This is a genomic window from Lachnoanaerobaculum saburreum DSM 3986, from assembly GCF_000185385.1.
Lineage (GTDB): Bacteria > Bacillota > Clostridia > Lachnospirales > Lachnospiraceae > Lachnoanaerobaculum > Lachnoanaerobaculum saburreum.
Window position 1 is genome coordinate 1608905 of record NZ_GL622296.1, and the last position, 10779, is coordinate 1619683.

The 10779-nt window shown below is 34.6% G+C and carries 12 protein-coding genes and 1 pseudogene; 10 read left to right on the forward strand and 3 right to left on the reverse strand.

The features are described from left to right. The first annotated feature begins 45 nt into the window (after positions 1 to 45). The 9 genes and pseudogenes from HMPREF0381_RS15395 to HMPREF0381_RS15880 all read left to right on the forward strand — a co-directional run bounded on the left by HMPREF0381_RS15395 (position 46) and on the right by HMPREF0381_RS15880 (position 6654). Positions 46 to 384 (forward strand): hypothetical protein, encoded by a 339-nt coding sequence (locus tag HMPREF0381_RS15395; RefSeq protein WP_242824405.1) that lies wholly within the window; start codon positions 46 to 48, stop codon positions 382 to 384. Further along, positions 339 to 890 (forward strand): putative ABC transporter permease, encoded by a 552-nt coding sequence (locus tag HMPREF0381_RS15400; RefSeq protein WP_008751337.1) that lies wholly within the window; start codon positions 339 to 341, stop codon positions 888 to 890. The genes HMPREF0381_RS15395 and HMPREF0381_RS15400 overlap by 46 nt, the downstream gene beginning before the upstream one ends. A 103-nt stretch (positions 891 to 993) precedes the next feature. Next, positions 994 to 1422, forward strand: a complete 429-nt coding sequence (locus HMPREF0381_RS07475) for an Rrf2 family transcriptional regulator (RefSeq protein WP_040461774.1) — start codon at positions 994 to 996, stop codon at positions 1420 to 1422. Between the two features lie 252 nt (positions 1423 to 1674). Then, a complete protein-coding gene (locus HMPREF0381_RS07480) occupies positions 1675 to 2106 on the forward strand; it encodes a nuclear transport factor 2 family protein (RefSeq protein ID WP_008751339.1) in 432 nt (143 codons plus the stop codon). Further along, a complete protein-coding gene (locus HMPREF0381_RS07485; RefSeq protein ID WP_008751340.1) occupies positions 2072 to 3610 on the forward strand; it encodes an ABC transporter permease/substrate-binding protein in 1539 nt (512 codons plus the stop codon). Before HMPREF0381_RS07480 ends, HMPREF0381_RS07485 begins: the two co-directional genes overlap by 35 nt. A gap of 8 nt (positions 3611 to 3618) precedes the next feature. Then, positions 3619 to 4413, forward strand: a complete 795-nt coding sequence (locus tag HMPREF0381_RS07490) for an ABC transporter ATP-binding protein (protein WP_008751341.1) — start codon at positions 3619 to 3621, stop codon at positions 4411 to 4413. Between the two features lie 15 nt (positions 4414 to 4428). Next, a complete protein-coding gene (locus HMPREF0381_RS07495) occupies positions 4429 to 5235 on the forward strand; it encodes a protein-ADP-ribose hydrolase (RefSeq protein WP_008751342.1) in 807 nt (268 codons plus the stop codon). A gap of 58 nt (positions 5236 to 5293) precedes the next feature. Next, entirely contained in the window at positions 5294 to 5914 is a 621-nt protein-coding gene (locus tag HMPREF0381_RS07500; protein ID WP_008751343.1) for an NUDIX hydrolase N-terminal domain-containing protein, read from the forward strand. Positions 5915 to 6020: 106 nt separating this feature from the next. Further along, positions 6021 to 6654, forward strand: a pseudogene (locus tag HMPREF0381_RS15880) (hypothetical protein). Between the two features lie 230 nt (positions 6655 to 6884). Here the strand turns inward: HMPREF0381_RS15880 and HMPREF0381_RS07510 are convergent. From HMPREF0381_RS07510 to maeA, 3 genes are all read right to left on the reverse strand, one after another. Continuing rightward, positions 6885 to 7832 (reverse strand): AEC family transporter, encoded by a 948-nt coding sequence (locus HMPREF0381_RS07510; RefSeq protein WP_008751346.1) that lies wholly within the window; start codon positions 7830 to 7832, stop codon positions 6885 to 6887. Between the two features lie 91 nt (positions 7833 to 7923). Beyond that, positions 7924 to 8322, reverse strand: coding sequence for a malic enzyme-like NAD(P)-binding protein (locus HMPREF0381_RS15580; RefSeq protein ID WP_008751347.1), 399 nt, complete (start codon positions 8320 to 8322; stop codon positions 7924 to 7926). Further along, the gene (gene maeA / locus HMPREF0381_RS15585; protein WP_330370252.1) at positions 8309 to 10000 is read right to left on the reverse strand and encodes an oxaloacetate-decarboxylating malate dehydrogenase; all 1692 of its coding nucleotides are present in this window, start codon (positions 9998 to 10000) and stop codon (positions 8309 to 8311) included. The genes HMPREF0381_RS15580 and maeA overlap by 14 nt, the downstream gene beginning before the upstream one ends. Between maeA and HMPREF0381_RS07520 the strand changes: the two genes are divergently transcribed. Then, complete coding sequence (locus HMPREF0381_RS07520; protein WP_154647091.1) at positions 9983 to 10372, forward strand: LysR family transcriptional regulator substrate-binding protein; 390 nt, start codon at positions 9983 to 9985, stop codon at positions 10370 to 10372. The genes maeA and HMPREF0381_RS07520 overlap by 18 nt on opposite strands. The last annotated feature ends 407 nt before the right edge of the window (positions 10373 to 10779 follow it).

The following is a 10779-nucleotide window of genomic DNA, read 5'->3' on the forward strand; positions in this document are numbered from 1 at the left end:
ATCGACCGAGCGGATCTGATTATATATTTTTTTATATATGGTATTTTGGCATGGATAATAAATACAGCTATTTACAGTCTTAAGGAGCAAAAATATGTCAGTACCGGAGTGCTTGGTATACCGATACTTGGAGTACCGGCAATACTTATGACTATAATAATTATAGTATCATCCGGTAAAAATGTAAGTTATTATGGAATGCTCTTGATGGCATTTATAGATTATCTTATTTTGGAAAAGCTTGGGCTTGTTTTTTCGCAAAGGCTTTTATTGAAAAAAGAGATAAGGTCTGAAAAAGACAGATATGGCAGGAGTTTACAGCTAAGCTGTATAAATTCATGTATTGTTGTAGCCATAGCTTTTATATTTTTGCAAGCGGTATAAATATAGATAAGCTTGTATGGGTACTGGGTGCTGCAATACTTACTGTGGCACTTTCAAGAGTGAAAAGGCGGAATAATATATCTGTTTTTATTTCAGGATTCTTCTTTGGGGGTGTTTTTGAGTATCTGTGTTCGGTGTTTACTGAAGTCTTCTTTGGAATGAAGTTTTGGGATTATTCATATATGCCTTTTAATATTGACGGAAGAACGAATCTTTTGTTTATGTTCTTTTGGGGTATAGTTGCACTGGTATGGTTTAGATTTATTTATCCGCCGATATCAAAAACAATTGAAAAGATTCCGCCTGTAACAGGAACTGTTTTAGCCTTTATAATAACGGCATTTTTTATATGTAACGGTATAGTAACATCCATGGTAATGATAAGGACAACCGGCAGAAAAGAACAACCTGTGGCAAGAAATGTAATAGAACAGTTTATAGATGATGAGTATCCCAATGATGTGGTGAGAAAGCTTTGGCCTAATATGGATTTTTTGGAGGAGTAATGTAACTGTTGACATTACAATGACATATAGTATACTGATACCTAAAGATTGGAAGTCTGATATAAATTTCCGGATTTTATATTATACGAAAGGGTTGACTTTAATGCAGATTTCAAGCAGATTTACCATTGCATTACATATTTTTACATGTGTAGAATATTTTAAGGATAGAGAAAAAATAACAAGTGATTTTCTTTCAGGAAGCATAAGTTCAAATCCTGTTATTATCAGAAATATACTTTCACAACTAAGAAAGGCAGGTCTGATTACTGTAGCAAGGGGAACAGGCGGAATAGAAATTACAAGAGATTTATCGGAGATTTCTTTTTATGATATATATATGGCGGTTGAAGCTGTAAAGGAAGAAGGATTATTTCATTTTCATGAGTCACCGAATCCCCTGTGTCCTGTAGGAAAGAATATACATAGATTACTGGATGACAAATTGGTGAAAATACAGGAAGCCATGGAAAATAAAATGAAAGAATATACTCTTTTAGATATAAAAAGAGGTATGGAAGAGTTTTGTTAAAGATGCCTGTAGGGCATCTTTTTTGTTTTTAGAGAGTAACATAAGGAAATAATAGTTTAAAATGTAGGGACTTCCAAAGTATAATTTGGTTTATATTTAAAAGGTATTGACAAAGCGGATGTAATGATTTATATTACAACAAGTAACAAATATTAATTTGAAGCTTTTTAATACTGCTTTAGCATTAGGAGAATGATGTGAAAATATTTTGTATCACTATTTGTGCTATCATTTTGAAGAAAGGGGATTATTATGTCGGAGAAATTAAATAATGCAAAGAATTTATATATAAGAGGTATACAGGATGGAGAAATTGAGGAAGTTTTATCCTGCTATATGGGAGAAAGTTATACTCAACATAGTACAGGTGTAGGAGAAGGCAAGGAAGGATTTAAGGCATTTTTCATAGATTTCTTTAAAAGAAATCCCGAAAGAGATATTCAGATTATCCGTGCTATAGAAGATGGAGATTTTGTATTTTTACATGTTTTACAAAACTTAAATGACGGCAGTGTAAAATGGATTACTATGGATATTTTCCGTGCAGATAATAATGGAAGGATAGTTGAACATTGGGATAATAGAGAAATAGTACCAAGTAGGGAGGAATTGACCAATTCGGGTAAGTTCCGGTACTGTAGGAGGATAAATGATAAAGGAAATAGGGATATTATTAAGTACTAAATGGGATTTTTTTGGAAAGCTTTTGTTGGAGCATATTGAAATCTCATTGATTGCCATATTGATTGCAATAGTGTTTGGAGGTATAGTAGGGATTTTTATAAGCGAGTTTCAAAAAAGTGCAAAACTTACTTTGGGAGTGATAAACTTTTTATATACGATTCCATCTATATCAATGCTTGGATTTTTAATACCTTTTTCAGGTATAGGAAATGCCACGGCTATTATTGCTTTGACAATATACGCACTCCTACCCATGGTTAGAAATACCTATACAGGAATGATAAATGTGGACGCAGGCATTTTGGAAGCGGCAAAGGGTATGGGAAGTACAAAAAAGCAGATACTTTTCAGAGTACAGATACCTCTCGCAATGCCTGTTATAATCTCAGGAATCAGAAATATGGTCACAATGACAATAGCACTTGCAGGTATTGCTTCATTTATCGGAGCCGGAGGACTGGGAGTAGCTATTTACAGAGGCATTACCACAAATAATGCTGCAATGACTATAACAGGAAGCTTGCTTATCGCAGTTTTGGCATTAGCGGTAGATTTCATTCTTGGTTTTGTTGAAAAAAGAATGCAGATACATGGAAAGGCTGCAAAAAAGCAAAACAGAATACTTGCTGTTATTTCGCTTGTCTTAATTTTTTGTATCTTCATTGTGGGATTACTTCCAAAGAAAAATAAAAATATAATCCATCTTGCGACAAAGCCTATGACTGAACAATATATTCTTGGTGAGATGTTAAAATTATATATAGAAAGGAATACCAATTTATCCGTAGATATTACACAGGGAGTAGGTGGAGGAACCTCAAATATAGAACCGGCTATGGAAAGCGGTGAGTTTGATCTCTACCCGGAATACACAGGTACAGGCTGGAATATGGTATTAAAACATGAAAATCAATACAGTGAAGTACAATTTGATATTTTACAAAAAGAATATCAGGAAAAGCTCGGACTTACATGGGATGTAATGCTTGGTTTTAATAATACCTACGGCATTGCCGTTAGAAAAGATATTGCAGTAAAGAATGATATAAAAACATATTCCGATTTACAAAAACTGAATGGGAAGCTGATTCTTGGTGCCGAATATGACTTCTTTGAGCGTCAGGACGGATATGATATGTTAAGAAAAACATATAATCTTTCATTTGCTTCTACAAGTGATATGGATATGGGACTTAAATATCAGGCGATAAACAGCGGTAAAATAGATGTAATGCCTGTTAATACTACAGACGGTCAGCTGGCTCAGGCGGATGTTGTATTTCTTGAAGATGATAAAGGAATGTATCCTTCATATCAGGCGGGAATGGTGGTAAGAGAGGAAATATTGGATAAATATCCACAGCTTCACAGTGCTTTGCAAAAATTTGATAAGCTGATAAATGAGTCGGATATACAGAGGATGAACTATGAAGTGGAGAGTGAAAAGAAAGAGCCCAGGGATGTTGCAAAGGCATTTTTATTAGAAAAAGGACTTATAGAATAGGAGGATTTATGGCAATAGCTATTGAGTTTTCACATATAAGAAAGAGTTATGGAGATACGGTAATTATACCGGATTTGAATTTACAAATAGAAAAGGGAGAGTTTGTTACCATTGTAGGCTCTTCAGGTTGTGGAAAAACTACCGCTTTAAAGATGATTAACGGACTTTATGAGCCTACATCAGGAGATATTTTTGTAAATGGAGAAAATATCAAGAATACGGATATGATTAGGTTAAGAAGAAGTATCGGCTATGCTATACAGGGCAGTGTTTTATTCCCGAATATGACGGTGGAAGAAAATATTTCCTATGTTCCAAGCCTATGGAATAAAAATGACAAGGAAAAGACTAAAAAGGCTGTGGATAAATGGATGGAGGTAATAGGTTTGGATCCGTGTATGAAGGACAGGTATCCGTCAGAACTTTCCGGAGGGCAGCAGCAAAGAGTAGGAATTGCAAGAGCGCTTGCGGCATCTCCTGATATTTTACTGATGGATGAGCCATTCGGAGCAGTAGATGCTATCACAAGGGAACAATTACAAAATGAATTGAAGTCTTTGTATAAAAAAACAGGTATCACTATATTGTTTGTCACTCATGATATTGAGGAGGCATTAAAGCTTGGTACAAAGGTTTTGGTACTTGATAAGGGTGAGATAGAACAATATGATAAGCCTTCTGAGATAGTGCAAAACCCTGCCACGGATTTTGTAAAAAAGCTTGTGGAAAAGCAAAGAAGAGCTTGCAACCTGCCTGATGAAAAGCTTAGAGAGTGCGAGTATTGCAGTGCCTATATTCTTTAACAGCAGGAGGTATATATGAATCAAAATGAAAGACTGGATTTTCTTATAGATGCTTTTAAGGAAGATTCACTTGAATACAAAAATCTAAAAGTACCGGATGATATGGAGGGAAAGCAAAGGATACTGCGATCTCTTATGAATATCAGAATGCCGAGGCAGATGAAAAATGAAGTATTGCAAATTCAGGATGACTATTTAAAGGAAAGAATAGATGAAAACGGTATAGTAAAGCTTTCTGATATACCTGTAATAGAAAACAACATTTCAATATGGCAGGGTGATATAACAAGATTAAAGGTGGATGCAATTGTGAATGCGGCAAATTCCAAGATGCTTGGCTGTTTTATACCTATGCACAGTTGCATCGATAATTGTATACATACATTTGCCGGCATACAGCTTAGAAATGAATGCAATAAAAAAATGAACATGCAAAAAATTCGTTATGGTAAAGAGTATGAGCAGCCTACAGCCGTTCCAATGTTAACAGATGCCTATAATCTGCCTTCAAAAAAGATTATTCATATAGTAGGTCCGATTGTACAGGGGGCTTTGACAAGAAAGCTTGAAGAGGATTTGGAGAATTGCTATAAAAATACTCTGGATATCTGTATGAAAAACAATTTAAGAACTGTGGCATTTTGCTGTATATCTACAGGAGTATTTAATTTCCCAAATAAAAGGGCGGCACAGATTGCAGTTAAGACTGTAAGAGAGTGGTTAAATAGATTCCCGAATGCAGTGGACAGGGTTGTTTTTAATGTATTTAAGGATGAGGATAGGGAATATTATGAGAGGGAACTGATAAATCATTCAAGTTAAAGAAATCGGTAAAAAAGCTTGAATTAATTTGATTTTTCAGGAGTTTTGAGAGGTAACTATGGATAAAAATGAATGTTGGTTACAGTGGGCAATAGAATTACAGAGTCTTGCACAGACAGGTCTTAATTATTGCAAAGATATTTATGATAAAGAAAGATATCAGAGAATCAGAGATATTTCCGCAGAAATAGTTTCACATATGACAGATATTCCCAATATAAAAGTTAAAGATCTTTTCTGCAATGAAAGTGGTTATCAGACACCAAAACTTGATACCAGAGCTGCTATTTTTGAAGATGGAAAAATTCTTCTTGTACATGAAAATGATGGTAAATGGTCCTTACCGGGAGGATGGGTTGATGTTAATGTTTCAGTAGGTGAAAATGTAGTAAAAGAGGTTAAGGAAGAATCAGGATTGGATGTTATCACAGAAAAGGTAATAGCCATTCAAGACAGGTCAAAACATAATCTACCCATCTATGCCTATGGAATATGCAAAATTTTTGTTCAATGTTCAGTTATTGGTGGTAAATTTGAAGAGAATAATGAAACCACAGAATATCATTATTTTTCAATATCGGAATTACCTGAGCTGGCAACAGAGAAAAATACTGTAGAACAAATCAAAATGTGTTTTGAGGCTTATGAATCAGATAATTGGAAAACATTATTGGATTAACAGCAAGGTAAAATGTTAGATACATTAACTATTTATCTTATATAGTTAAGTAATAAGTTCAGGTCTTGAATTAATTTTTAGAAAATTTACAGAAAGGAGCAGAACTATGGATATGGATTTTTTTAAAGCATCTGACGGTTACAGAGAGTCTATAAGCAAAGGAATAGCTGCCATACAGTATTTTAAGGGCAGAGCTATGTATGGAAAGGGCAACAGAGAAGAACAGTTACAAAGATTAAAGGATGAAATCAAAAGTTGTGATGCTGTTTTGATAGGAGCAGGTGCAGGGCTTTCCACATCGGCAGGTTTTACATATAGTGGAGAAAGATTTGAAAAGTGTTTTTTTGACTTTTCAAAATCTTTTGGTATAAAAGATATGTATTCGGGAGGTTTTTATCCATTCCCAAAGAAAGAAATATTTTGGGCATGGTGGTCAAGGCATATTTACTTTAACAGATATATTGACGCTCCAAAGCCTGTATATAAGGATTTGTGCTTCAAGTAATTATGCAGATTTTTTAAGACGACATGAGAACTTGCATGTTCTTTTTTTAGAACTTGGTGTAGGGGCAAATACACCTATTATTATAAAATATCCGTTTTGGCAGATGACATATGATAATGAAAATTCAATCTATGCCTGCTTAAATTTGAAAGAGGCATTTTGCCCTGAAAATATAAATGACAGAAGTATTTGTATAGATGGGGACATTGGAGAGGTATTGAAAGAATTAAAATAGATTAATAAAATATGAGTACCCCACATCAAATAAATAAGAAATTAGTGTGGGGTAGTTTGTGTATAAATCAGAGCATATTTCTAAAAAAGCAGGCATTAAATACTCTTTTTTATATAAAAGCTCACAACTAACCAAAAGTACAATTTTTATAGAGTTAATATACAATAAAAATATTAATATTTCTAATCTTTTGATACTAAATGAGTTTAATTCCGGTTTATAAGATTTTATTATCCTAAAAAAATCATTATTATGGTTATAACAACAACAAACAGAACCGTACTCAGGGTAACAATATTTGTTGAAAATTCCACATCTCCATTACCCTGACCTGCAAGTATAGGTAAGACTGCTAAGGCCGGTGCCGCTGATTGAATAACAAATGTCTTGAATTCAGCTGTCGGCATATCTTTTGCCGCTAAAGTAAGAATAATAAACATGATAATCGGTCCTAAAATAAAACGACCTACCAATGATACAATTGTGTCCTTATCAAATGTAATAGTATTTAAACCTGCTTTTCCAAGAACAATGCCGATATAAATTAGAGATAAAGGGGTGACTATATTTCCGATATAAGTTAATGTATTAGTTGCGAAAACAGGTACCGGAATACGAAGAATTAAGAATGCAAGTGCAATCAGAAAACCTACAAGGGGTGCAGGCAGCAATTTCTTCAAGTCAAATTTAGCTGTTTTTTTACTTTTCCCTGATTTAGCGTCACTTGTCATTAAATATACACCAAGTGTCCATGTGGAAATTGTATTGGTAATATAGTAAATCAAGAAATAGGGGAGAGCTTCTTCTCCAAAAAGAGCGACATTTAACGGTAAACCGATAAAAATGGTATTGGCATTTACAAAAGTGTTAATCAAAGTTCCACGACGGCCTGAGGGAACTTTGAAGATAATGACAGCAATATAAGCTACTATGTAACCCAAGATAAATGCTCCGAAAGTATAAATAAGTCCTCCTGAAATACTGATAAGTTTATCAAGTGTCAAGTATTTCATAACAGATACAAATATTGAAACAGGCAAGGCCACATTCATAATAAGGTGAGATAAATTAGAACCGAAATCATCGGCAAACCAACCACGAACCTGTAATATATATCCAAGTGTGATAATAACAATAATTGGAATAATACTCTCAATAGAAGTTAATAATATCTTCATGCAAATCCTTTCTTAAATTATTTTAAAAGTGTACTAAGCAGTATAGAATCAGGCTTAGTACACTTCATCCCTATGTTATTTAATTGATATTTTAGTAGGTCGGGTACCACTTTAAATCACGAACCGCTTTTGCCATATCTGTTTCTTGTGAACGGGCTAGACCTTGTTCTTGTGCTTTTTTAGCTACTGCTTCGGCAACTTTAATAGAAACATCGGCTACATACTTAAATGGTGGTAAGACAGGTGCACCGGCTTGCCCGGGATTTACAATACCACTCAATGAATGTGCGGCTGCTCCAATCATTTCATCTGTCAAAAGACTTGCTTCAGAGGCCAACATACCAAGTCCAAGACCCGGATAGATCAAAGCATTATTAGCTTGGCCAATAATATAGTCCACACCTTTATAAGAAACGGTACCGGAAGGAATTCCCGTTGCAACAAATGCTTTTCCGTCCGACCATTCAATTAAATCTTTAGCCTTTAGCACTAGCTTCTGCCAGAATTGTAGGATTTGAGAGAGGGAAGATTATTGGACGTTCGGTATTCTTACACATAGCCTCTACAATTTCTTTAGTGAAAGTATTAGGTTGAGTTGAAGTTCCTACAAGAATAGTCGGCTTGACTGTCTTCACCACTTCCAAAAGAACTGTCAACTTATCTGCATTAGCAAAGTCTGAACGTTTCTTGGCAAAAGGCTTTTGCTCAGGGGTTAAGTCTTCCATGTCATCAAAGAGAAGACCTTGTTTATCAACCATAAAGAAGCGTTTATAAGCTTCTTCTTCTGATAGACCTTGATTTATCATTTCACGTAGAACACGAGAGGCAATTCCTGCTCCGGCAGTACCGCCACCATAACAGAGATAAATTTGATCCGTTAATTTTTCACCGGTAATATCAAGAGAACCGAAGATACCGCCCAAAGTTACAATTCCTGTACCCTGAATATCATCATTAAATGTTGGAATTTGTTTACGATATTTTTCAAGGATATTTGCAGCATTTAAGCGACCGAAATCTTCCCAGTGAAGATAGAGCTTAGGAAATAAACGTTCTGCAGTTTTGACAAATTGGTCAATGAAGTTGTAGTAACGATCACCACGGACACGTTCGTGACGATTTCCTAAATAATTTGGATTGTTTCGAAGTTCATCACGGTTAGTACCTGCATCAATGACTAAAGGAAGCACCATAGAAGGATCGATCCCTGCTGCAGCAGTATAAACCATCAATTTTCCAACAGAAATATCCACACCATTTGTTCCCCAGTCACCAATACCAAGTATTCCTTCTGCATCTGTTACAACAATCAAACGAATCTCACGTTCACCCGCCGCATTTTTTAAAGTATCCTCTATATTTTCAGGGTGGTTAATATCCAAATATCCGGCGTACTGAGGATTTACAAAGAGATCACTATAACCTTCAATAGAATCTGCAATAGTCGGGTCATACACAATAGGATTGAATTCTTCCAAAGCAAGAAGCCGGCTTATATTAAAATGTGTTACCAAACGACGATTTAGCATACTTATAAGAGATACCTCAAGTATATTTACACCGAATAATAATGAATATACCTTAGGCTGTATGTGGAAATAGTTAATATAAATATCGGATGAACCTGTAATAAAAGCATAAACCGCCACATAAAAGAAGGTTACACTCATTGTATAAACCATAAACTTCTTTGATTTTAAAAGGAAAGCATAATTTCTGAAACTGTTACCAAGAGACAAACTTCCTCTTTTCTCTTTTTCCAATGTCTCAGGTAAAAGATTAACTGAAAGAAATAAAACAATCCCTATTATTACCATTAACCAAAATATTAATCTCCAAGAACCTAGGGATAACAGCCCGCCACCGAGAAGAGGACCGATAATAGGTGCGGCAGCCATTATCATCATTAAAGTTGATAACATTTGTGCAGCTTTAGTACTGTCATAGCGATCTCTAATCATAGCACGGCTGATCATAGGTCCGGTACAGGCTCCAAGTGCTTGGAATACACGCCATATTACAACTATTTCCATTGAAGGAGATAGTGTATATCCTATAGAACCGATAACAAATAAAATTGTTCCGATAAAGAGAGGTTTGTGATAAGAGGTGAAGTATGTGCACAAGGCCCTGCTTTTAAAATAAATAAAATGAAGAATGAAAATCAAATTGCTGTTGAAGTAAAGCTGAAAAAGGAAACAGATTTAGTTTCGGATTTAAAAGAGGATAATACAGATTTTATTGTTACAACATATCAGATAACAGATGATACAATTGAGTCACATTATTTTTTTCATGAACAGATGTATTTATCCATGCCAAAGGAACATCCACTTTATGAAAGAGAATTTGTCAGCCTATCAGAGTTTAGCGGACAGACCCTTTTAGTTAGAACCGAGCTTGGAGTTTGGCAGGAGCTTATAGACAGTTTGACAGATATAAACTTTGTAGTACAGGAGCGTAAGGCTTTTGATCAACTTATCAGTAAGTTTTCTTTGCCTGCATTTACAACAAATATTTCACAGCAATATGATTTGTGAGATAAAAGAAAGAATATACTTGTTACTGACGATATAGCAAACAAGGATTATTATTTATCCTTTTATCCGGGATATAAAGATAAGCTTTTATTTTTATTTGATAATGATAAAAGTGAGTTGAAAGAGTGAAGGATTGGAGAAAGCAAAAATATTACAGAATTTGACCTAAGTAAACTTCCAAATTTCCTCTTTATTATTGACGAAATAAATCGTGCGGAAATTTCAAAGGTGTTGGGGGAGATTATGTACTGTCTTGATCCAGATTATAGGGGAATAAAATGTGAGATTTCAACACAATACTCTGCATTGGCAGATTGTATAAAGAATACAATAGAAGTAAGCTCTTTAATATATAAAGATAATATATATTAAAATAAATAATTTAATCTTTTTTAAAGAGAGCATAC